19 protein-coding genes are annotated in these 21,192 nt (G+C 51.0%); 7 read left to right on the top strand and 12 right to left on the bottom strand.

What is annotated here, in order from left to right; translation table 11 throughout:
* Positions 1 to 37: 37 nt before the first annotated feature.
* From paaD to paaF, 12 genes are all read right to left on the bottom strand, one after another.
* Complete coding sequence (gene paaD / locus BM185_RS10400) at positions 38 to 619, bottom strand: 1,2-phenylacetyl-CoA epoxidase subunit PaaD (RefSeq protein ID WP_091963173.1); 582 nt, start codon at positions 617 to 619, stop codon at positions 38 to 40.
* A complete protein-coding gene (paaC, locus tag BM185_RS10395) occupies positions 603 to 1,367 on the bottom strand; it encodes a 1,2-phenylacetyl-CoA epoxidase subunit PaaC (protein ID WP_091963170.1) in 765 nt (254 codons plus the stop codon). The genes paaD and paaC overlap by 17 nt, the downstream gene beginning before the upstream one ends.
* Positions 1,368 to 1,377: 10 nt before the next feature.
* On the bottom strand, positions 1,378 to 1,659 hold the full coding sequence (paaB, locus tag BM185_RS10390; RefSeq protein ID WP_091963166.1) for a 1,2-phenylacetyl-CoA epoxidase subunit PaaB: 282 nt from the start codon (positions 1,657 to 1,659) through the stop codon (positions 1,378 to 1,380).
* Positions 1,660 to 1,673: 14 nt separating this feature from the next.
* Positions 1,674 to 2,666 (bottom strand): 1,2-phenylacetyl-CoA epoxidase subunit PaaA, encoded by a 993-nt coding sequence (gene paaA / locus BM185_RS10385; RefSeq protein ID WP_091963163.1) that lies wholly within the window; start codon positions 2,664 to 2,666, stop codon positions 1,674 to 1,676.
* A 322-nt stretch (positions 2,667 to 2,988) separates the two neighbouring features.
* Positions 2,989 to 4,035, bottom strand: coding sequence for a 2Fe-2S iron-sulfur cluster-binding protein (locus tag BM185_RS10380; protein ID WP_091963160.1), 1,047 nt, complete (start codon positions 4,033 to 4,035; stop codon positions 2,989 to 2,991).
* Between the two features lie 104 nt (positions 4,036 to 4,139).
* A complete protein-coding gene (locus tag BM185_RS10375; protein ID WP_091963157.1) occupies positions 4,140 to 5,165 on the bottom strand; it encodes a hypothetical protein in 1,026 nt (341 codons plus the stop codon).
* Between the two features lie 221 nt (positions 5,166 to 5,386).
* A complete protein-coding gene (gene paaK, locus BM185_RS10370; protein ID WP_091963154.1) occupies positions 5,387 to 6,694 on the bottom strand; it encodes a phenylacetate--CoA ligase PaaK in 1,308 nt (435 codons plus the stop codon).
* Between the two features lie 155 nt (positions 6,695 to 6,849).
* Positions 6,850 to 8,076: a 3-oxoadipyl-CoA thiolase gene (pcaF, locus tag BM185_RS10365; protein ID WP_091963152.1), complete on the bottom strand. Its 1,227-nt coding sequence runs from the start codon at positions 8,074 to 8,076 to the stop codon at positions 6,850 to 6,852.
* Positions 8,073 to 8,522, bottom strand: coding sequence for a hydroxyphenylacetyl-CoA thioesterase PaaI (gene paaI / locus BM185_RS10360; protein WP_091963149.1), 450 nt, complete (start codon positions 8,520 to 8,522; stop codon positions 8,073 to 8,075). The genes pcaF and paaI overlap by 4 nt, the downstream gene beginning before the upstream one ends.
* Positions 8,523 to 8,569: 47 nt before the next feature.
* Positions 8,570 to 10,096, bottom strand: coding sequence for a 3-hydroxyacyl-CoA dehydrogenase PaaH (gene paaH / locus BM185_RS10355; RefSeq protein ID WP_091963146.1), 1,527 nt, complete (start codon positions 10,094 to 10,096; stop codon positions 8,570 to 8,572).
* 2 nt (positions 10,097 to 10,098) lie between these two features.
* Positions 10,099 to 10,890, bottom strand: coding sequence for a 2-(1,2-epoxy-1,2-dihydrophenyl)acetyl-CoA isomerase PaaG (gene paaG / locus BM185_RS10350; protein ID WP_091963143.1), 792 nt, complete (start codon positions 10,888 to 10,890; stop codon positions 10,099 to 10,101).
* Positions 10,891 to 10,924: 34 nt separating this feature from the next.
* Positions 10,925 to 11,698: a 2,3-dehydroadipyl-CoA hydratase PaaF gene (gene paaF, locus BM185_RS10345; RefSeq protein ID WP_091963140.1), complete on the bottom strand. Its 774-nt coding sequence runs from the start codon at positions 11,696 to 11,698 to the stop codon at positions 10,925 to 10,927.
* A 462-nt stretch (positions 11,699 to 12,160) separates the two neighbouring features.
* On the opposite strand from paaF, the gene paaN reads away from it, so the two are divergent.
* The 7 genes from paaN to BM185_RS10300 all read left to right on the top strand — a co-directional run bounded on the left by paaN (position 12,161) and on the right by BM185_RS10300 (position 20,985).
* Positions 12,161 to 13,831, top strand: coding sequence for a phenylacetic acid degradation protein PaaN (paaN, locus tag BM185_RS10340; RefSeq protein WP_091963137.1), 1,671 nt, complete (start codon positions 12,161 to 12,163; stop codon positions 13,829 to 13,831).
* A gap of 270 nt (positions 13,832 to 14,101) precedes the next feature.
* Positions 14,102 to 14,701: a phenylacetic acid degradation protein PaaY gene (gene paaY / locus BM185_RS10335; protein WP_091963134.1), complete on the top strand. Its 600-nt coding sequence runs from the start codon at positions 14,102 to 14,104 to the stop codon at positions 14,699 to 14,701.
* A 10-nt stretch (positions 14,702 to 14,711) separates the two neighbouring features.
* Complete coding sequence (locus BM185_RS10330) at positions 14,712 to 15,497, top strand: enoyl-CoA hydratase-related protein (RefSeq protein WP_091963132.1); 786 nt, start codon at positions 14,712 to 14,714, stop codon at positions 15,495 to 15,497.
* A 209-nt stretch (positions 15,498 to 15,706) separates the two neighbouring features.
* Positions 15,707 to 16,999 carry a methyl-accepting chemotaxis protein gene (locus tag BM185_RS10325; protein WP_091963130.1) on the top strand — a complete coding sequence of 431 codons (1,293 nt, stop codon included), beginning with the start codon at positions 15,707 to 15,709 and terminating at the stop codon, positions 16,997 to 16,999.
* A 325-nt stretch (positions 17,000 to 17,324) separates the two neighbouring features.
* Positions 17,325 to 17,810, top strand: coding sequence for a potassium channel family protein (locus tag BM185_RS10320; protein WP_091963128.1), 486 nt, complete (start codon positions 17,325 to 17,327; stop codon positions 17,808 to 17,810).
* A 1,026-nt stretch (positions 17,811 to 18,836) separates the two neighbouring features.
* Positions 18,837 to 19,430, top strand: coding sequence for an MltR family transcriptional regulator (locus BM185_RS10305; protein WP_091963122.1), 594 nt, complete (start codon positions 18,837 to 18,839; stop codon positions 19,428 to 19,430).
* A 91-nt stretch (positions 19,431 to 19,521) separates the two neighbouring features.
* Positions 19,522 to 20,985, top strand: a complete 1,464-nt coding sequence (locus BM185_RS10300; RefSeq protein ID WP_091963120.1) for a hypothetical protein — start codon at positions 19,522 to 19,524, stop codon at positions 20,983 to 20,985.
* Positions 20,986 to 21,192: the final 207 nt, after the last annotated feature.

Here is a 21,192-nt window from a genome sequence, read left to right as displayed (position 1 = left end):
GTGCTCGCAAGCCGATATAGCAGATACAGCTAAAGCCTTAGATACACTTAAAGTAATCAAAAGGCTCTTGGCAATCCTGGCACTGGTAGAGCGCTTTGCAGGCTGTCGAACCGAACTCACTGATTTGCCGGGTATTGTGGCTTCCACACTGAGGGCAGACGATCTCTTCCGAGTGGCCCAGCAGACTCATTTTGCTGGCGCTGCCTTGAGGTGGGGCTATCCCGTAAGCACGCAGTTTCTCGCGGCCTTCCTCTGTGATCCAATCTGTTGTCCAGGCAGGCGTCAGTACGCTGACCACTTCAACCTGGCGAACACCTGCTTGTTCCAGAGCCTGTTGAATCATTTGTTCAATCAGCTCGGTTGCAGGGCAGCCGGAGTAGGTTGGAGTGACCTCCACGCGCAGCTGTTCTTCCCGCCATTCCAGCTTGCGAATGATACCTAGCTCCAGCACGCTGACCACAGGCACTTCTGGGTCTTTGACCTCCTGAAGAACAGCCAGCAGCTGGTCCTCAGTCAGGCGTTCGCTGGACGCATTCATCGGTAACCGGTCACTGGCCAGCAGGTGGCCAGTTCCGGGAACAGCGGCAGGCTTAGGAGCCTGTTTACCAGGTCGTAGCATCGGGATAAGCCCTTGGCAGGAATTGCATTTCTGCCAGAATGAAGCCCAAGTGTTCGGTGTGCGTGCCCTGCTTGCCGCCCATATACATCCAGGCATCTTCAGGCTGAAGCTCTAGAGTGGCTTCAGTCAGCACTTCCTTAACCATGCCTTGCCAGTCACTGGCTAGTTGCTGCTGGTTGGGAGCAATACCGGCAGCTTCCAAAGAGGTATCCACCTCATCAGCGGTAGTCAATTCACCGGTAAAACGCCAGAGCAGCTCAACAGCATCTTGCATGCGCTGGTGACTTTCTTCGGTACCATCGCCCAGACGCTTGATCCATTCAGCGGAACGGCGCAGGTGATAGGTCACTTCTTTCAGGGCTTTAGAGGCAATGCCAGCAATCCGTTCATCGGCAGAGTTGGCAAGACCCTGAAGGGTGAAGTAGTGCCAGGTGTCATAGAAGAACTGCCGCGCCATGGTCACGGCATAGTCACCATTAGGCTGCTCAACCATCAGCAGGTTGCGGTATTCATGGGCGTCACGACGGAAAGCCAGGTCATCGGCACTGCGACCCTTGCCTTCCAGCTCGGCAGCATATTCATACCAGTTGCGTGCCTGACCGACCAAATCCAGAGCCACGTTCATCAGGGCCATTTCTTCTTCTACGGCTGGGGCTTTGCCACAAAGCTCGCAGAGGCGCTGGCCGAGAATCATGGATGAGTCACCCAGGCGCAGCAGATATTCTTGTAAAGCGTGTTGCTGGTCCATAAAGGGCTCCTTACATCTGGTTGACTTCGTCAGGAAGCTTGTAAAAAGAAGCGTGACGATAAACCTTGTCGTGGGAAGGGTCGAACAAGGGCTCCTTTTCATCAGGCGAAGAGGCTGTGATGTTATTGGAAGGTACAACCCAAATGCTTACCCCCTCATTGCGACGGGTATAAAGATCGCGGGCATTTTCAAGTGCCATGCGGGAGTCGGCAGCATGCACACTACCAACATGCTTGTGGTTAAGACCGTGCTTACTGCGGACGAAAACTTCAAAAAGTGGCCATTCAGACATTATTTTTCTCCAAATCAGGCAGCTTGCTGCTTTTGTTGTTGTTTCTCGGCGTAGGCTTTAGCGGCCTGGCGAACCCAGGTGCCTTCGTCGATTGCTTTTTTACGGGTTTCGATGCGCTCACGGTTACAGGGGCCGTTGCCCTTGAGCACGTCATAGAATTCCTGCCAATCGATTTCACCGAAATCATAGTGGCCACGTTCTTCGTTCCACTTGAGATCGGGATCAGGCGCTGTGCAGCCGAGGAATTCGAGCTGAGGAACGGTTTGGTCAATAAACATCTGACGCAGTTCGTCATTACTCTTGCGTTTAATCTTCCAGGCCATGGACTGCTGAGAGTTGGGTGATTGATCATCAGAAGGACCAAACATCATCAGTGAAGGCCACCACAAGCGGTTGATGGAATCCTGAACCATTTGTTTTTGCTCTTCCGTACCTTCACGCATCAGGTCCAATAGGATTTGATAGCCCTGACGCTGGTGGAAGCTTTCTTCTTTACAGATACGAATCATGGCGCGTGAATAGGGGCCATAGGACGTCCGCTGTAAAACCACCTGGTTAACGATAGCGGCACCATCGACCAGCCAGCCAACAGTACCCATATCAGCCCAGTTCAGGGTGGGGTAGTTGAAGATGCTGGAGTATTTGGCTTTGCCTTCGTGCAGCTTTTGAATTTCTTCATCACGGCTGGCACCCAGGGTTTCCATGGCGCTATACAGATAAAGACCGTGTCCGGCTTCATCTTGAATTTTAGCCATCAGTTGCAGCTTGCGCTTCAGGGTGGGTGCGCGAGTCACCCAGTTGCCTTCTGGCAGCATGCCAACCACTTCAGAGTGGGCATGTTGGGAAATTTGACGGATGAGTGTCTTGCGATAGGCTTCGGGCATCCAGTTTTTGGGCTCTATCTTGACTTCGGCATCGATCTTTTCCTGAAAGTTGCGCTCTTCAGGCGACATTTCTTCCAAGGTCTTAATGCGTTTTACGCCGGTTTCTACGAGTTGAGCGTACATGTTCGGCCTCCGGGGCTTGCTCACGTTTTCTTGTAAGTTTAGTTGGCCTGCTTAAACTGACCAGGCTGGTTGCTAGTTTTATATGATACTTAAAAGAATAGCAACCCTTGATTTTGTGTATCACGTTATTTTAGGCATAAAAATCCAAAAAAAGTTCATTGACTATAGTCAATGGGGTTGAGGGAGGCTCATTGATTAGAATCAATGAAATAACGTGATACAGAAAATCTAGTTAGGTTGATAGATTTGTGCGGTGCATCAAGTGAGAATAAAAAGCCCGGCAGTTGCCGGGCAGAAAAGCGGAGGTGAAGCCGCTGGTTGATCAAGAAACCAGATGACTTGCGGGTGCGGTTTGTGGTTGTGCTTGATCAAAATAGCCTTCGGTGTGCAGCATTTCATCTTTGGCACCCAGCTTTTTGACGGCTTCTATACAGGCGTCGACAAAGCCTGGGCTGCCGGAAATAAAGATGCTGTGCTCGGAGAGATCCTTGAACTGCTGAGGCAGTACATCAGGCAGGATGCCATGCAGGTAGCCTTCTTTCTCTTCATCAGTCAGAGTGGGCTTGTAGTTAAAGTTGCGATGCTTGGCTTCCCAGTATTTCATGCTGCCCAGCTCATAAAGATCTTCTTCAGTGCGCGCTGAAAACATCAGAGTGACTGGTTTGCGATAACTACGCTTCAAGGCCGCTTCAGCTAAAGAGAGAATAGGTGCCAAGCCGGAACCTGCGGCTAAACAAAGTACTGGCGTCTCCATGGCTGGATCACCAATAAAGGTGCCATAAGGGCCATTGAGTTTGACCATGCTGCCAATTTCCAGCTGCTTGTGAACCCAGTTGCTGGTTTTGCCATCCTCAACACGGGTGATCTGCAGTACCAGTTCACCGTCAGGGCGTGGGGCGTTGGCAATCGAGTAGCAGCGCTCAGGGGCTCCTGCACGAGGATCGCCGAGAGTGACATATTGCCCTGGCCAGAAGCGCATAGGTGCCGCCAAGGGGCGTAAGCGCAGTTGTTTGATGCGTGGGGTGCACTGGGTGATTTCAGTCACCATGTAACGCTGATTTTCACGCGGTGGGAAAAGCTTGGGCTTGGCATCATCGGTGCCCCATTCAATAACCAGCTCTTCAGAGATGGGCTTGGCCATACACATGAGGCCATAGCCTTCGCGGCGATCTTCTTGGCTCAAAGCCATGTCCAATACCATGCCTTGGTCAAACTGGCCAGAAACCACTTTGACCTTGCATTCGCCGCAAGCGCCTGCGCGGCAGTTATTAGGCAGAGCGTAGCCGGAGTTTTCCAGGGCGGCCAAAACCGTATCACCTGGCTTACATTCAACTTCCTTGCCTGAAGGATGAAGGAGAATTTTTTGCATAACCTGCCTCTTGATGAGGTTGTTTAAGGGAAGGCGGTTAAAGGCCGCTCAACAGCAAAGGGCCACGATAGGTTAGCCATCGTGACCCTTGTTATTAGGGTTTCTTAGAAAACAGGAATAATGTCCTGCATATCTACGTCAGAAACCTCTTCGCCGCTGATACCTACTTCAGGAATGGCAGGGAAAGGAATGTTGTAGCGATCCAGCACACCCTTCAGGTTAAGCATGGCATTACGCCAGTTCTCTTTCTTGGCGTCGTAGCTGGGTACACCAAAACCGGCACCACGTGCGACTTCTTCAGCTTCACGCTGGCTGTCGATGAAGTCATCGGGCAGGTCCCAGAATTCCATGGGAGGTTCGAAAAGAACCGCTGACAGGAAGAGGTAGCCTGCACGAATCTGCTTGGTGACCATGGCGCGATCTTCGTCAGCTAGGCCTGGGTAGTCGCGCTCCATCAGGGCCATACAAATCGCCATATGACGACCTTCGTCACGACCGATGTTTTTGAAGGCTTCCTTGAATACAAGCTCACGGCTATTGTCGTGCATCTGTTTGAAGATGGTGGCCGCAGCAATTTCACCCATCAGGAAGGAGCTGAACAGAACAGCCAGTGAGTACTTAGGAACCGCTTGCTTGTAACCATTCCAGTAGCGACCGCCGTTGTAGTAAAGCCACTTGGCATTTTTCTGCAGACGCTTGCCCAGTTCAGTTTTGGGTTCGTAAGTCAGGGGGTCCGGATGCTCCAGAAACTTGGTGATGGCCAGGCCGCACATCTGCTCGTGATTCTGCTCGTCACGGGTTACTGAGAAGAAGCAGCGACGTACAGCATCTTCTTCGTGAACTTCATAGGTCTTGATGAAGGCTTCAGCAAAAACCGGGGGTGCAGAAGCATCAAACACAGATAGCAGCGTCCACCAGTAGGCGATGGCTTCACGCTCTTCCCAGGAGTAGGACTCAACGTCCAGCGTATCCCAGGGTAGCTCTTTAGGGTCCCAGTTTTCACGTTGGGCGGCATCCCAAACTTCTTCCATTTTCTCGGTTTGCGAGTGCCAGGACAGCGGATAGACATTCGGCTGGGGCGTCTCTGGCGGGAATTCCATGGTTTTGGCGAGTTGCTCATTCTTAGCCATGTTCTGTGACCTCTTTAGCTTGTTTTTTTTGTATAATCTAAGTTCTCGATGGCTGAATCTCAGCCACCCTTTCTTTTTAAATGACACGAAATAAACTATCAATAGTTGTAATTGCGTATCACAAGTTGTTTTGATTAAGGTCAACAAAAAGGCTTCATAAAGGCGAAAAAAAGCCCTGCATTGAGCAGGGCAAAAGGGCTAGCAATTAAGGCTGGCAGGCATTAGCGGCGGTCGAAAACTCGCTTGGCCTTGCCTTCTGAGCGTGCCAGACGACCTGGCTCACAGACTTCAATTCGAGTGCTGATGCCGATATAGGATTTAATGTGATGTTGCAAATCATTGGCAAGCTTCTGGCGCCCTTCTGAATCTGTTGCGCTGGCTTCGGGCTTGAGTTCGGTGCGTACTTCCACACAGTCCAGATTGCCATCACGATACACTTCTATCTCATAGTGAGGCGCAAGTTGTGACACTTTTAGGATCTGTTCTTCGATCTGGGTGGGGAAGACATTAACTCCGCGAATAATCAGCATGTCATCGCTGCGACCGGTGATCTTGTCAATGCGGCGCATAGGACGGGCGGTGCCCGGCAGCAGACGGGTCAGGTCACGGGTACGATAGCGCAGGATAGGCAGGGCTTCTTTGGTGAGTGAGGTGAACACCAGCTCACCATATTCACCATCCGGCAGAACCTCACCGGTATTGGGATCAATAATCTCTGGGTAGAAATGATCTTCCCAGATGGTTGGACCGTCTTTGGTTTCAACACATTCCTGGCCTACACCGGGTCCCATGACTTCAGAAAGGCCATAAATATCCAAAGCCTGAATGCCCAGTCGCTCTTCCAGCTCTTTACGCATGGAGTCTGTCCAGGGTTCGGCACCGAAAATACCGATACGCAAAGGCAACTTGTGAGGGTCCACACCCTGGCGGTCCAACTCATCAGCAATATTCAGCATGTAAGAAGGTGTGACCATGATGATATCTGGCTGGAAATCCTGAATCAGCTGCACCTGCTTCTCGGTTTGGCCGCCGGACATGGGGATCACGGTACAGCCCAGTTTCTCGGCACCGTAATGCGCACCCAGACCACCTGTGAAAAGGCCGTAACCATAGGCAACATGAACCTTGTCGCCAGCATGGCCGCCCGCAGCGCGAATCGAGCGCGCAACAACCGTGGCCCAGGTGTCGATGTCGTTTTTGGTGTAGCCAACGACTGTGGGCTTGCCGGTGGTGCCGCTGGAAGCGTGAATACGCACCACATCACGCATGGGGGTGGCAAACATACCATAGGGGTAGTTGTCTCTCAGATCTGCCTTGGTTGTGAAAGGCACCTTGGCAAGATCTTCCAGGCTATTGATTTCCAGAGGATGCACACCCTTGTCATCAAAAGCTTTGCGGTAAAAGGGTACATTGGTATAAGCGTGGCTCAGGCTCCAGCGCAGACGTTGCAACTGGACATTGCGCAGCTCATCAAGACTGGCTGTTTCCAGAGGATCAAGCTTACCGAGTTTTTGTAGGGGCAAGGTCATGGTGATTTCCTGTTATTTTTGTCAGATCAATGGGCGGGCTTGCAGCAGGCATTTGCTTCTCAGGACGCGTAAATACATCCCTGTAAGCTCTGACTGCAACTTCCTGTTGCAGACAGCCTGAGAAGCAAAGCCTGCTCCATCCCTGTCATAAGTTTTTATACACGCTCAATGATTAAGGCGATGCCTTGGCCGACGCCGATGCACATGGTGCAGAGAGCGTATTGGGCTTTCTGGCCTTCACGATGGCGTTTTTCCAGTTCGTGCAGGGCGGTGGTGATCAAGCGCGCACCGCTCATGCCCAAGGGGTGACCCAGGGCGATAGCGCCGCCATTCGGGTTAACCTGGGCGGCATCATCGGGAAGTCCCAGGTCGCGCAGCACGGCCAGGGCTTGGGCAGCAAAGGCTTCGTTAAGCTCAATGACATCCATGTCTTCCAGCTTGAGGCCTGCCTTTGCCAAAACCTTGCGGGTTGCTGGTGCTGGGCCAATGCCCATGATGCGCGGCTCCACACCAGCAGTAGCCATGGCCACCACACGAGCGCGAGGCTTGAGGCCGTGGGTTTTGACGCCTTCATCACTGGCCATCAGTAGAGCACAGGCACCATCATTGACGCCTGAAGCATTGCCAGGGGTAACGCTGCCGTTTTCACGGAAGGGTGTGGGCAGGCCGGCCAGTTTTTCCAGGCTGGTTAAACGTGGATGTTCATCCTTATCAACAATCAAGGGGTCCTGCTTGCGACGGGGAATGGTTACTGGCGTGATTTCTTCAGCCAGACGGCCATTGGCCTGAGCCGCTGCCGTTCTTTCCTGGCTGCGTAAGGCAAAAGCATCCTGATCTTCGCGGGAAATTTTGAAGTCTTCAGCAACGTTTTCTGCCGTTTCCGGCATGGAATCGATGCCATACTGCTTTTTCATCAGCGGATTGACGAAACGCCAGCCAATGGTGGTATCAAAGATTTCGGCTTGACGGCTGAAGGCAGAGTCGGCTTTACCCATAACAAAAGGAGCGCGGGACATGGATTCCACGCCACCGGCCAACATCAGGTCGGTTTCACCTGAACGCAGGGCACGAGCAGCTGTACCCACGGCATCCATACCCGACCCACAAAGGCGGTTGATCGTGCTGCCAGGAACGTCGATTGGTAAGCCAGCAAGTAGTGAAGACATGCGAGCAACATCCCGGTTATCTTCACCGGCTTGGTTGGCGCAGCCGTAGATCACATCATCAACCTGTGACCAGTCCAGACTGGGGTGACGTTCCATCAGAGCCTTAATGGGGATGGCACCCAGGTCATCGGCACGTACACTAGATAGAGCACCACCATAGCGACCCACCGGGGTACGGATAGCATCAATAATATAAGCATTGGTTAAGTCTTTCATGCGTTTTCCTCCAGGCGGCGGACACTGCCGTTGACTTCAAAGGATTTGCCACGGAACAGGGCAACAGTTTTGCCGTCCTGATTTGTGATGGTGATGTCATAAACACCGGTGCGGCCACCCCGACTACGTTCTTCAGCGGTTGCCGTCAATTGGTCGCCAACTCGTGCTGGGCGCATGTATTCAATACTGCAGCCAGAGGCAACGGTGGCCTTGTCATAGGTATTGCAAGAAAAGGCAAAAGCCGAATCAGCCAGGGTGAACAGATAGCCACCGTGGCAGTTACCATGACCCTGGATCATACGTTCATCCACAGTCATGGTGAGCACGGCTTTGCCTGGTGCAACGGATTCGATTTTCATGCCCAGCTTTTGACTGGCCTGATCGCGTGAGAACATGGATTCTGCACAGGCTTCAGCCAGTTGCTGGGGTGTCAGTTCAGTGGTCATTTGTTCATCTCTATTATTCTTGGGTTTGTGCTGGCGCTGCTATTTTTTCAGTTCTGAGTAAAAAAACCGGTTTTAGCAAAGGCTTTCTTGCGTAGCAGCAGTGAAGGCCGGTAGCGATCTTCGTTGTAACTCTGCTGAATGTTGGTTAAGACCTGATGGACAACACCCTGACCCAGTTGGTCACTCCAGGCCAGCGGCCCTTCGGGGTAGTTGAGACCTGCCTTCATGGCCAAATCAACATCTGCAGCACTGGCGACACCCTGAAGAACAGCATCGGCGCCTTCATTGGTCAACATGGCTAGGGTGCGCATCACCACCAGGCCGGGAGCATCTTCAAGTGGGCTGACAGCTATGCCGAGTTTCTGGAAGAAGGCCAGTGCATCCTGGACTGCTGCTTCTTCTGTTTGTTCGGCAGCGGCCACAGCGATACGGGTTGCTGTTGCATAATCCTTGGCCAGATCGAAGAGCACCAGATTATGCAAGCCGTCGGCCACGCTTCTTTCTGTTGCCATGCGGCCATCGGTTAAGGCCAGAGTGGCCTGACCGTATCGGATTAGACCACTGCCTTCGCGTTCGATGACTTCCAAACCCGCTTCACGGCAGCGCTCAAGCAGGCTACGGGCAATGCCAAGATCGCCTTCAATCAGCACCTGGGTTTCCGGGCTGGTGCAGTCAGCCGCTGTCAGGGGTTGAGGGCGTTCGGCGCCTTCTGCATAAGAATAGAAACCCTGACCGGCTTTACGGCCCAAGCGACCGGCATCGACCAAGGCTTTTTGAATCAGCGAAGGTTGGAAGCGGAAATCACCATAGTAGGCATCAAAGACAGAGCAGGTGACCGCGTAGTTGACGTCATGACCGATCAGGTCGGTCAGCTCAAAGGGCCCCATGCGGAAATTGCCCGCTTCACGTAGCAGTGCGTCCAGGGTTTGTGGTTCGGCAACCTGCTCTTGCATCAGACGCAGGCTTTCAGCATAAAAAGGACGTGCGACCCGGTTAACGATAAAGCCAGGTGTGGAGGTAGCATAAACGGGTTTCTTGCCCCAGGCGGCAGCCGTGGCATGGATCTGTTCGGCAATCTTTTGATCAGTTGCCAGACCCAAAATCACTTCCACCAGAGCCATAATCGGAGCCGGGTTAAAGAAGTGCATGCCCACCAGGCGCTCGGGACGCTTGAGAGTCGAGCCCAGTGCAGTTACAGAAAGAGAAGAGGTGTTGGTAGCGAGAATCACTTCTTCGCCACAAATATCTTCCAATTCACCAAAAACCTTTTGTTTGATTTCCAGGTTTTCAACGATAGCTTCAATCACCAGGCCGGCAGAAGCCAGTTCACTGAGCTGGCTGGCGGGAAGAATACGCTTAACTACGGCATCGGCATCGGCCTGTTGCAGCTTGCCTTTGTCGACCCGGCGCTGAAGTTGCTTGGCGATGCCTGCCTTGCCTTTCTCAACGGCCTCAAGGCTTTGATCAAATAGAAAAACTTCATGGCCTGCCTGGGCAGCAACCTGAGCAATACCTGAGCCCATGGCACCGGCACCTACGACGGCAATCTTCACTTGAGTATCTAAAGCTTGCATGGTTATTGGCCTTTGAACTTGGGTGTACGTTTTTCCATGAAAGCACCTACGCCTTCACGGTAGTCTTCAGTGCGACCGGCGAGCCGTTGAAGGTCGCGCTCCAGATCCAACTGTTGATCAAAGGTATTGTTAGTGCTGGCATGCAGGGCGCGCTTAATCAGTGCCAAGCCCTTGGTGGGTTGGGTTGCCAGATGGCGAGCCAATTGCATGGCTTCTTCCATCAGTTGGTCATCTTCCACACAACGCCAGATCAGACCCCAGCTTTCAGCCTGCTCAGCTTTTATCTTGTCACCTAATAGGGCCATACCCTTGGCACGGGCCATGCCGACCAGATGGGGTAGTGACCAGGTGCCGCCCGAATCAGGAATCAAACCAATTTTGCAGAACGCCTGAATAAAGCTGGCTGACTTGGCCGCCAGGGTGATATCACAGGCCAGGGCAATATTGGCACCGGCACCGGCAGCTACTCCATTAACCGCGCAGATGACGGGCATTGGCAGTTCACGGATAGAGCGCAGCAGCGGGTTGTAGCGTTTTTCAATGGATTCACCCAGATCAGGCACTTCTGCGCCGGGAGCAACATTACGGTCGGAAAGATCCTGGCCAGCACAGAAACCGCGGCCTGAGCCGGTAATAACCAGGGCACGCACTTCGGCATTTTTGCGAACCTGGCTGATGGCATTACGGATCTCGGCATGCATGTCAGCGTTAAAGCTGTTCAGGCTGTCGGGACGATTTAAAGTCAACAGGGCAACACCCTGATCGATTTCGAGGAGAATGCTGGGCTGAGTCATGGCAGCTTCCTGTTTTATTTTTAGGTTAGGGGTTTTAGCAACCCTTAAATTCGGGTTTCCGCTTTTCTTGAAAAGCCTTGAGGCCTTCCTGGCGGTCTTGGGTTCCAGCGAGCAGCGTAAAGGCATGGCGCTCAAAGCGTAGGCCGGTCGCTAAATCGGTATCACCGGCTTTGTGGACAGCTTCCTTAGCCAAACGCACTGCAATAGGAGCCTTAGTGGCAATGATTTCAGCAAGCTGGATGGCACGTTCAACGGTAAGCTCTGGTGGGCAGATTTCACTAACCAGGCCAGCTTCCAGAGCACGCTGAGCCGAAATGGGTTCACCGGTCAGGACCATCTGCATGGTTAAAGCAGGGCCCACAGCACGGCGCAGACGTTGGGTGCCACCGGCACCTGGCATGATGCCCAGGTTAATTTCAGGTTGACCAAAACGCGCATTTTCACCTGCGATCATCAGGTCGGCATGCATGGCGAGCTCACAGCCGCCACCCAGGCAAAAACCGTTAACAGCAGCTATGATAGGTTTACTGAACCGTGAAATACGCTGCCAGGATTGCAAGCGGGGGTCTTCAAGAATGCCAACCAGATCGCGGGAGGCCATTTCTTTAATGTCGGCACCTGCAGCAAAGGCTTTCTGGCTTCCGGTCAAGACGACGGCACGGGTTTCCGGGTCGGCATCGGCAGCTTCTAGCTCGGCTGCCAGCTCACCCAGGAGAGCGGTATTCAGTGCATTGAGGGCTTCAGGGCGATGCAGTGTAAGGACGCGCACCCCTTTATCAGGCCCTTGTAGGAGCAGATTCTGCGGCATAAGCAACCTTTGTTTTGTTCTAGGTCCAGATATTTGCCAATGCTGAGCCCTTGAATTAACTGGCCCAGGCGGTTCGCCTTGTCTTGTCTTAATTGTTTCGCCATGTTGGCGAGGGCGAAGATTCTGACTTGGAGTATATCTAAAATTTGACACTCATCAAGAAAAGAATCTCAAAATTGTGTATCGCTTTTGGCGATGCTTTTTCAGGCCTCTTCGCAAGCCTTTGAAATAGCGAGGAATTGTGAAGTATATCTTGTAAGTTGAAGGGGTTAGCGAATAATGGAAGGAAACGTGCGAGTCACAAATTTTACCCAAATAACGCCATTAACAGGCCGCTTTGCTTTGCTTTGATGCATGAATATGATACAAAAAGAGGGTCTTGTTCTGAATTGTTGTCGCCATGTTGGCCTGGTCAGCGAAGGCTCTCTCTATTCTACAACTGAATAATCTGGAGACTTCCCCATGTCAGCTACTACACCTAAGGCGCTTTTTGAGCGTCATCAATCGCTTATTGAGAAAGCGGTCGAAGTAATCCACACCCGCGAATACTGGTCTCCTTATTCGGAGAACATGAAAAAATACGCGGAAGATAAAGTGAAGTCAGCCAGTGCCGACTTCAAAGCTTTGTGCGGCCAGCATTTTGAGCTGGAAACCATTAAGCCTACCCAAAAAGTTACCGGTGAACGCTCCCCTTATGGTTTTGAGTTGGGTATCAGCTATGACCAGCCGGACCTTAATGCCCTGACTGAAGCCATGGAAGCCGCGCTTCCCCAGTGGCGTGATGTGGGTGCTCAAGGGCGTGTTGGTGTCTGTACCGAAATCCTACATCGCCTGAATGAAATGAGCCCTTTGATTGGCCAAACAGTAATGCACACCAGTGGTCAGGGTCTGATGATGGCTTTCCAGGCTGGCGCACCTCATGCTCAAGACCGGGGCCTGGAAGCAGTGGCCTATGCTTGGGATGCAATGAAGGGGATTCCTGAGTCAGCGCGCTGGGAAAAGCCCCAGGGTAAAATGGACCCGCTGGTGATGGACAAGAAATTCCATATCGTGCCTCGCGGCATTGGCTTGGTGGTTGGTTGCTCCACCTTCCCCACCTGGAACACCTATCCTGGTCTTTTTGCCAGCCTGGCGACCGGTAACCCAGTCATCGTAAAGCCTCATCCTGGCTCCATCCTGCCTGCTGCCTTGACTGTGAAAGTGGCTCAGGAAGTCTTGAAAGAAGTTGGCCTGCCTGCTTGCCTGGTCAGCCTGGTACCGGATACCCAAGCCGAACCCATCACTAAGGAGCTGGCCCTGAATCCGAAAGTGAAAGTTATCGACTTCACCGGTTCCAGTGCCTTTGGCAACTGGTTGGAAGAAAATGCCCGCCAGGCGCGCGTGTTTACTGAAAAAGCTGGGGTTAACTCCATCATTATTGATAGTGTTTCTGACCTTAAGGCAGTGACCAAAAACCTGGCCTTCACTCTAAGCCTCTACTCCGGCCAGATGTGTACCACCACCCAGGCGATTTATCTGCCTAAAGATGGAATCAACACACCAGAAGGCAAAATCAGCTTTGATGAATTTGCTCAGGCGCTGGCAACGGCGACCAGCAAATTTCTGTCGGACAATGATCGTGCTTGTATGGTCTTGGGTGCTATTCAATCAGAAGCTACCGCAGCGCGGATTGATGAATGTCGCAAGCTGGGTGAAATCGTTCTGGACAGTGAACAGCGCGAACATGCTCACTTCCCCGAAGCGCGTATTCACACCCCGCTGATTCTCAAGGTGGATGGTAAGGACAAGGCAACCTACTCAGAAGAGCGCTTTGGTCCGGTTTCCTTCCTGATTGCCACTGAAAGCACCGACGACTCCATTCGTCTGGCCCGTGAAGTCCTGAATGAACAGGGTGCTATTACCCTGGGCTTCTACTCCACCGATGCCGATCGCCTGAACCAGGCAGAAGAATTGGCAATGGATGTCAAAGTTGCCCTGTCTAACAACCTGGACGGTGGTGTCTTCGTCAACCAATCGGCAGCCTTCAGTGACTTCCACGCCACAGGCGGCAACCCGGCAGCCAATGCCTCCCTGACCGACACAGCCTTTGTGGTTAATCGTTTTGTAGTCGTTCAGAGCCGTCGGCACGTATAAGAAAAGTTGTCTACCAGGGTCGCTATTGCAAGGTAGTCTGCTCTTCGGCGCGTTCGGCTTTCCTGCCTCAAGCGCCGCACTGCGCATTCCCTGCGTCGTTTTTCGCAGACTACCTTGCCGCGACTGATACGTAGGGGGTGCAAGAGGCTGCTATGTCAGGCTGTCTGCAACAGGAAGTTGCAGTCAGAGCTTACAGGGAAGTATTCACGCGTCCTGACAAGTAGTCCTTGCATCCAGATGACTACCTAGAGCAATCCCAAGGAGCAAGTCATGCCCTGCTACAAAATTGAAGGGGTGGTGCCGGTCATCCACCCCACTGCCTATGTGCACCCAACGGCTGTGCTGATTGGTGATGTGGAAGTGGGTCCTAACTGTTACGTTGGCCCTCATGCCTGTTTGCGCGGTGATTTTGGCCGAATTGTTTTGAAGGAAGGGTCCAACGTCCAGGATACCTGCGTGATGCATGCTTTTCCTGGAATGGATGCCATCATCGAAAAAGATGGGCATATTGGTCACGGTGCTGTCTTGCATGGCTGTGTGATTGAAGAAGATGCCCTGGTGGGCATGAATGCGGTGATTATGGATGGTGCCCGCATTGCACCCCGCTCTATCGTTGCTGCAACAGCCTTCGTTAAAGCAGGTTTCACCTGTGAACCTGAATCTTTGATTATCGGCTCACCGGCCAAAGTGCACCGCCAGCTTTCTGCTGATGAAATCAAATGGAAGCAGGAAGGCACAGAAGAATATCAGCGCCTGACCGAACGCTGCCATGCCAGCCTGGAAGAATGTGAGCCGCTAACCGAAATAGAGCCTAACCGCCCGCAACTGGATGCCGGTAACAGCCAACCTCTGCATGCGCCGAAGAAATAAGAGAAACCTTATGTCCTACGAAAATATTCAAGTTGAAACCCAAGAAGCAGTGGGAGTGATTACCCTTGATCGCCCCCAAGTGCACAATGCCCTGTCCATGGCACTGATCAGTGAAGTGGGTCAGGCGGTAAAGGCTTTTGAAGAAGATGAAGCTATCGGCTGTATTCTGATCAAAGGCAGCGAGAAAGTTTTTGCTGCTGGCGCAGATATTTCCGAGATGGCCTCGAAAGATTATGCTGATTTGTTCAAATCCGACTTCCCCTACCTGCGTGGTGATGGCTGGGAGGTTATGGAGTCGCGTCGCAAGCCCATGATTGCAGCTGTATCCGGTATGGCGCTGGGTGGCGGTTGTGAGCTGGCGATGGCTTGTGATTTTATTCTGGCCAGTGATACGGCCCGATTTGGTCAGCCGGAAATCAAGCTGGCGACTATGCCGGGTGCTGGCGGCACTCAGCGTTTGACCCGGGCCATCGGTAAAGCCAAGGCCATGGAAATGTGCCTGACAGGGCGGATGCTGGATGCGGAGGAAGCTGAACGTGCAGGCCTGGTGAGTCGTATCCTGCCAGTGGCTGAGCTCTTTGCTGAGGCAATGAAAACAGCCAAGGCCATAGCGGCACAATCACGGCCTGTCACCCTGATGATCCGTGAAGCTGTGGATCAGGCTTATGAAACCAGTTTGAGTGCAGGTCTGCGTTTTGAGCGCCGCGCCTTCCAAAGCAGCTTTGCTTTTGAAGATCGCAGGGAAGGTATGCAGGCGTTTGTCGAGAAACGCAAACCCGACTTTAACAATCGTTAATTAGAGACTGCGCAATAGTCATTAACAGATTTTATCACTAGAATGCTCTTCAAACCCGGACAAGGAAAGCCGGACTCCACCTTCTTTCCTGTCGGTTGCCAGTGCCTATCCAGGGCACGGATAACAACAACAATAAAGAAGGAGTAAAAGGATGTTTAATATCTATAGTCTGGGGCTGCGCCTCAAGATCATTCCAGTTGTCTCCCTGATTGGCTAGCCAGAAGCTGGGTAATGAAAATCTCTTTACTGCTTTTGTAGAGACGGTTAACCGCTATGGCTCAGGGTTTGTGGAATACCAGTGGCCCAAGCCTTTAGCCGGTGGCGGGGTGACTGAGGAGCGCTATACCAAGCTTTCCTATGTTACGACAGACCAAAAGTGGGGCTGGCTGGTGGGAACTGGTGTGTATATTGATGATGTGAGTGCCCAGTTTTGGCGGCTGGCAGTGAGAATAGGTGCGCTGGCAGCTATCGGGGTGTTAATGGTGCTCTTTTTTGCCTTCATCATGCAGCGAAGCGTTGTAAATCCTTTAACAGTCAATGCCGCCCGCTTGGCCAGAGCCGACAAAGACTTAAGCCTGCGTTTACAAGCTAGTGAAAAAAATGAACTGGGCCAATTGTTTGCTGCCTTCAATCGTAACTCTGCCGACCTAAGCAGCGTACTGCGCGAAGTAGCGGCAACCTCCCAAGACCTGGCTGCATCCACCAATCAGGTACTTAATGTCAGTCAGCAAAGTGCACGTATGGCAGTGCAGCAGAAAAATGAAACTGACCAGGTTGCTTCGGCAACCACCGAAATGGCGGCATCTTCCAGTGAGGTTTCCGAACATGCCGGAGCAACGCTGGGTGCTGCTGAACAGACTCAGCAGCAGACCGACAAGGGCCAGCAAGTGGTTGCGGAAACCATCAGTTCAATTGGCAAACTGGCCAGCCGAATGCAGGGGCTGTTGCAGGTTATTGAACGCCTGGATGACGGTAGTCGCAATATTGGCCAGGTCATCAACACCATTACCGAAATTGCCGAGCAGACCAATTTGCTGGCGCTGAATGCTGCCATAGAAGCAGCCAGAGCGGGTGAACAGGGGCGCGGCTTTGCGGTAGTGGCTGATGAAGTAAGACAGCTGGCTAACCGTACTCAGGATGCTACCGGAAAAATAGATCAGATTATTGCTGAAGTTCAATCAGCTGCACGGGATGTTTCCGAAGCCATTACCCAGGGCAGTGAAGAAGCAGAAGGTTGTGCTCGCCAAGCCCAGGCAGCCGGTGAAGCGCTGGATGCCATAAGCCAAAGTGTTCGTCAGGTAACAGAAAGAGGCATGCAAATTGAACAGGCGGCTAAAGAACAAAGCACCGTGGCTGAAGATATCAGTGCCAGCATGACAAAAATCAACCAACTAGCCGACCAGAGTGCCCAGGCCATGGAAGAAACCGAACAGGTCAACCAAAACCTGGCAGGGCGGGCTGAGAGGTTAAAGGGTTTGGTAAGTGATTTTAAGCTGGGCTGACACCACTCTGTATGGATATGCAGTCTATTTCCATTGAGGCAAAAAGTGATGCTCGTTTTTCCAGATCAAATGCGCGTTCTGTCATTTAGATCAACTCACCAACAAAGCAAAATCAAACTGTTACAAGAAGATAAAATTGGATAGAGTGCGCACAACTATTCAAGATAGGCGGCATGCACGGTTTGTCAGGAAAGCTTGACCTGAGTTCTGGAAAAAGCTGAGAAAGTCCGGTAGGTTAGAAGAAAAAGTAGGCAGCTATTGAAAGCAGCGAAACCCGCATGCCTACTAACAAAATGTTAGGTAGAAAAGAGATAGAGCTGGATATATGGCAAACCGACTATACGAAATATTATGGAAGCTCTGGGCGGTTATTGTTTTTGTTGGGGTACCTATAGGGTACACGGCCACCTTGTTCAACCCGAATAGTAGCCTTGGGGCCGGCGTACTTATTTTTTCAGTAATCTCTATATTTGCTACTTCATTCTGGAATGTATTTACTCGACTTAGAGATTATAGATTGGGTCCGCAAATTGGTAAGATGTTGCTAGCCGTCTATGTCTCTATATTTGGTTTTGCAACGCTGTATCGGCAAAGCGGTTTAGTTGAATCTGGTGTAGTTACTCATGAGCCTTGGGATGCGCTATATTTTTCTATTGTTACATGGACTACGTTGGGCTACGGTGACTTTCAACCAGTAGAAACCGTCAGACTATTGGCTGCGCTTCAAGCAATGCTTGGCACACTTTTCATTCCTTTGTTGTTGGCAGCAATAGTATTTACTCTACAAAAATATGAATTACCTAACAAATAAAAGCATGAGAAGCCGGAGCCCGGCTCTCATGTTTGAGGCGTTATTGCATTGGCTTGGTTGCGTCGGTTGGGGCAGGCTGTTTCGGGATAGTAGGCAGGCCGCCGCAGCAGATCGAGGCGCTGTTTTAGTAGGGTTTCGTCAGGTTTGGCCTTTGAATAGTGTGCCGCGCCTTCGTTATCGGGCTGCTCTCATTGGTCTAAAAATGAAGGCTCAGTTTTCAAGTGCGGTAAGCAGTGGCTTTGTTTGAGTCGCTTCGTTGCTGTACTTGGCAGATTTTCCAGACCGCCCGATCTGCCAGCTTTTTGTGGGCGGAAGGTCGGTTTTTTGGCTTTAACCTTGGCTTTTCATTTGCTGCACGTTGGCCGCTTTTAGCTTTCTTTTTAGTTGTTTCTTGCAATAACAAGGCGCTGCACGCGACACTAACGCTAGCCCGTTTTTGTGTTTCGCTGCGCTCAATTTTACACAAAATCGGCCGTCGCTCTCGTTCGCGTGAGCTTGGCGTTATTGCATTGGCTTGGTTGCGTCGGTTGGGGCAGGTTGTTTCGGGATAGCAGTCAGGTCGCCGCAGCAGATCGAGGCGCTGTTCTAGCAGGGTTTCGTCAGGTTTGGCCTTTGAATAGTGTGCCGCGCCTTCGTTATCGGGCTGCTCTTGCTGGCTTTAAAATGAAGGCTCAGTCTTCAAGTGCGGCAAGCGGTGGCTTTGTTTGAGTCGCTTCGTTGCTGTACTTGGCAGATTTTCCAGACCGCCCGATCTGCCAGCTTTTTCAGGTTTGAGTTGGTTGCATTCTGTTGGCCCCACTCAGAAATAGTGTGCCAGGATCGAGTGGCGCGGCTTTAATCCAAGTTTTCTATTTTCGGCAATTTCGCAGCTTTTAGCATTCTTTTTGCTGTTTCTTGCAATAACAAGGCGCTGCACGCGACACTAACGCTAGCCCGTTTTTGTGTTTCGCTGCGCTCAATTTTACACAAAAACGGTCGTCGCTCTCGTTCGCGTGAGCTTGGCGTTATGTTGCAAAGGAGACATAGGTGCTATTAGAACACGCAGAAGACTTGTCCGCATTTCTCTCCGAACTCCAACAGGAAACTGATCGAGGATTGCCGCTCGTGGGCGCAGCACTGATTGATGAAAAACTGCTGCGCACCCTAGAGGCTTTCTTTGTCAAAAGCGGAAAATGCTCTGAACGATTGCTCACATCTGGTAATGCACCGTTATCAACCTTCTCTGCTAGAACTGAAGCTTGCTATGCTCTTGGCCTCATCGACGACTTCGAATACTCCGAAATTGCGCTAATTCGAAAGATACGCAATGAATTTGCTCATTCAAAGCACGGCACCTCGTTTGCAAACAATAGAATAAGCGGCTTATGTACGAGTCTTAAATCACCGCTGCCGGATGGGGGAACGTATGACACAAACTCGGCTAGATTCAGGCTGATTAACGCAATTCTCTGCGTTGTGCTTCGTTTGTACTATCGTCCGGAATGGGTGGAGAAGGAGCGGAGGGAGCCTAAGAAGTGGGTGCCGGATTCAAGGTGGTATGACACCAACAAAAATCCCCCTCCAGAAGGCGCTGGGTTCATTGGGCTACATCCGGTAAAGGTTGGTAAAGATGCAACATAACCAAGCCATTAAATACGCTCCCTTCGGTCGCCGGACGCTCGTTCCTCGCGCCGTTTATGGCGGGCGTTATGTTCTTCCAGGATTGTGAACTATGGCGAAGCCTTTAAAGAATGAAAAAAGAAAGCAGAAGAGAAAAGCCAAGGCTAAGGCTGCTCGCCGTGCGGTACATGATAGGAATCGTGAACGAAAACTAGCAGAGAATATTCTTCGATTTGGAAAAAGCTTAACTCGAAGACAGTTTGACGCATATTGTTATTGTCGAATGCCCTTGGTTCGCTTTACAGCGGATGAGATCGAATGGTACTCGCTTTTTGAAAATAAGCTGTTGGGCATCGTGATTAGAGATGTAACAGATAATGATTACGGGTTTATTATTCTAGGCAGAGATGCGAGAAGGTTATTCCGTTGCATTGAGGTTGGAAGCGAATTTCATGCTACCCCAGAAATGGCGCGGAAAGCATTGGCGAGGAAGATTTATCAAGATTATTTAGGGAAAGTTCAAGATATATACCCACAAGACGATGAAGCTGACGCGGGATTTGATCTATTTACAGATGCTATCCCTGAAAATGAGCAACATCATGGCTATAAAATACTTAAGAACGAGCCTAGATTTGAAGCGGCGAGAAATATTATTTCAGAAATCGCAAATTCGTTTGTAGACAATGATGGTCATTTCGAACGAGAGTTTCAGTCTGGAAACTTCCAAGCTAGATTGTGGGAGTTGTATTTACACATATACATACATAATGCTGGACTGTTAGTAGAAAATAATCACGCAGTGCCAGATTTTGAAGTTTCTCACTTTGGGGAAAAGTTATTCATTGAGGCAGTGACAGTTAATCCATCTGAGAATGTTAAACGCCCTGATTTACCTCCACCTCAGACACATGAAGAGATTGAGGAAAGACTCAATGATTTTATGCCCATTAAATTTGGAAGCCCCTTGTACAGTAAGCTGCAGAAGAAATACTGGAAAAAAGAGCATGTAGCAGGAAAGCCAATTGTTTTGGCAATACATGATTACCATAACGATAATGCTATGACTTGGTCACGAACAGCTTTATCGGAGTATCTTTATGGCATAAGAACAAGAATTGTTAATGGGGAGCCTTTTGTAGAGAGCATTGAAAAACATAGCTGGGAAGGAAAAGAAATAGCTTCTGGATTCTTCTATCAGAATGACGCTGAAAATATTAGCGCTGTTCTTTTTAGCAATCAAGCGACAATACCCAAGTTTAATCGTATGGGTAAAATAGCAGGTTTGGGCAGTGCGGATGTGAAGATGATCAGAAATGGCTTCTTATACAATCCAGATCCTGAAGCAATTCATCCTATACCATTTTCCAAAGATTTGGATGATCCGGATTATGAAGAGTCTTGGTCAGATGGACTTATAATGTTTCACAACCCGAATGCGAAGCACCCTTTAGATCCGAATGCTTTCTCCGACATTAGCCACATTTTCTACTCAGAAGATGAAGGCTTCCACGGGTATCATCAGCCCTATGATGTACTTGGCTCAATCACATTAGTAGTTACGGAAGCCAAATAATGAACATAACAAGCGGCTGCTGTCGGACTGTGATCTTGCACCCATAAAATGGACACCTGGCTCCAGCTCAGCCCGAGGAGATCTAAGGTGCCAAAGACACTCAGTAAAGAATGTGGCAGGTACAGCAACGAGTTCAAGTGCTCGGCGTTAGCAGGTATTGCCACTCTCAAAAAGTGATACTATAGTGACACTATTGGTCTGATTCAG

This window comes from Marinospirillum celere (assembly GCF_900112235.1).
Taxonomy (GTDB): Bacteria; Pseudomonadota; Gammaproteobacteria; order Pseudomonadales; family Halomonadaceae; genus Marinospirillum; species Marinospirillum celere.
This window is presented reverse-complemented; position numbering and strand designations above follow the sequence as displayed.

Excerpts from the sequence above, each read along its gene's own strand:
- paaD (WP_091963173.1), bottom strand. The coding sequence starts at position 619 with ATGCTACGACCTGGTAAACAGGCTCCTAAGCCTGCCGCTGTTCCCGGA.
- paaC (WP_091963170.1), bottom strand. The coding sequence starts at position 1,367 with ATGGACCAGCAACACGCTTTACAAGAATATCTGCTGCGCCTGGGTGAC.
- paaB (WP_091963166.1), bottom strand. The coding sequence starts at position 1,659 with ATGTCTGAATGGCCACTTTTTGAAGTTTTCGTCCGCAGTAAGCACGGT.
- paaA (WP_091963163.1), bottom strand. The coding sequence starts at position 2,666 with ATGTACGCTCAACTCGTAGAAACCGGCGTAAAACGCATTAAGACCTTG.
- BM185_RS10380 (WP_091963160.1), bottom strand. The coding sequence starts at position 4,035 with ATGCAAAAAATTCTCCTTCATCCTTCAGGCAAGGAAGTTGAATGTAAG.
- BM185_RS10375 (WP_091963157.1), bottom strand. The coding sequence starts at position 5,165 with ATGGCTAAGAATGAGCAACTCGCCAAAACCATGGAATTCCCGCCAGAG.
- paaK (WP_091963154.1), bottom strand. The coding sequence starts at position 6,694 with ATGACCTTGCCCCTACAAAAACTCGGTAAGCTTGATCCTCTGGAAACA.
- pcaF (WP_091963152.1), bottom strand. The coding sequence starts at position 8,076 with ATGAAAGACTTAACCAATGCTTATATTATTGATGCTATCCGTACCCCG.
- paaI (WP_091963149.1), bottom strand. The coding sequence starts at position 8,522 with ATGACCACTGAACTGACACCCCAGCAACTGGCTGAAGCCTGTGCAGAA.
- paaH (WP_091963146.1), bottom strand. The coding sequence starts at position 10,096 with ATGCAAGCTTTAGATACTCAAGTGAAGATTGCCGTCGTAGGTGCCGGT.
- paaG (WP_091963143.1), bottom strand. The coding sequence starts at position 10,890 with ATGACTCAGCCCAGCATTCTCCTCGAAATCGATCAGGGTGTTGCCCTG.
- paaF (WP_091963140.1), bottom strand. The coding sequence starts at position 11,698 with ATGCCGCAGAATCTGCTCCTACAAGGGCCTGATAAAGGGGTGCGCGTC.
- paaN (WP_091963137.1), top strand. The coding sequence starts at position 12,161 with ATGTCAGCTACTACACCTAAGGCGCTTTTTGAGCGTCATCAATCGCTT.
- paaY (WP_091963134.1), top strand. The coding sequence starts at position 14,102 with ATGCCCTGCTACAAAATTGAAGGGGTGGTGCCGGTCATCCACCCCACT.
- BM185_RS10330 (WP_091963132.1), top strand. The coding sequence starts at position 14,712 with ATGTCCTACGAAAATATTCAAGTTGAAACCCAAGAAGCAGTGGGAGTG.
- BM185_RS10320 (WP_091963128.1), top strand. The coding sequence starts at position 17,325 with ATGGCAAACCGACTATACGAAATATTATGGAAGCTCTGGGCGGTTATT.
- BM185_RS10300 (WP_091963120.1), top strand. The coding sequence starts at position 19,522 with ATGGCGAAGCCTTTAAAGAATGAAAAAAGAAAGCAGAAGAGAAAAGCC.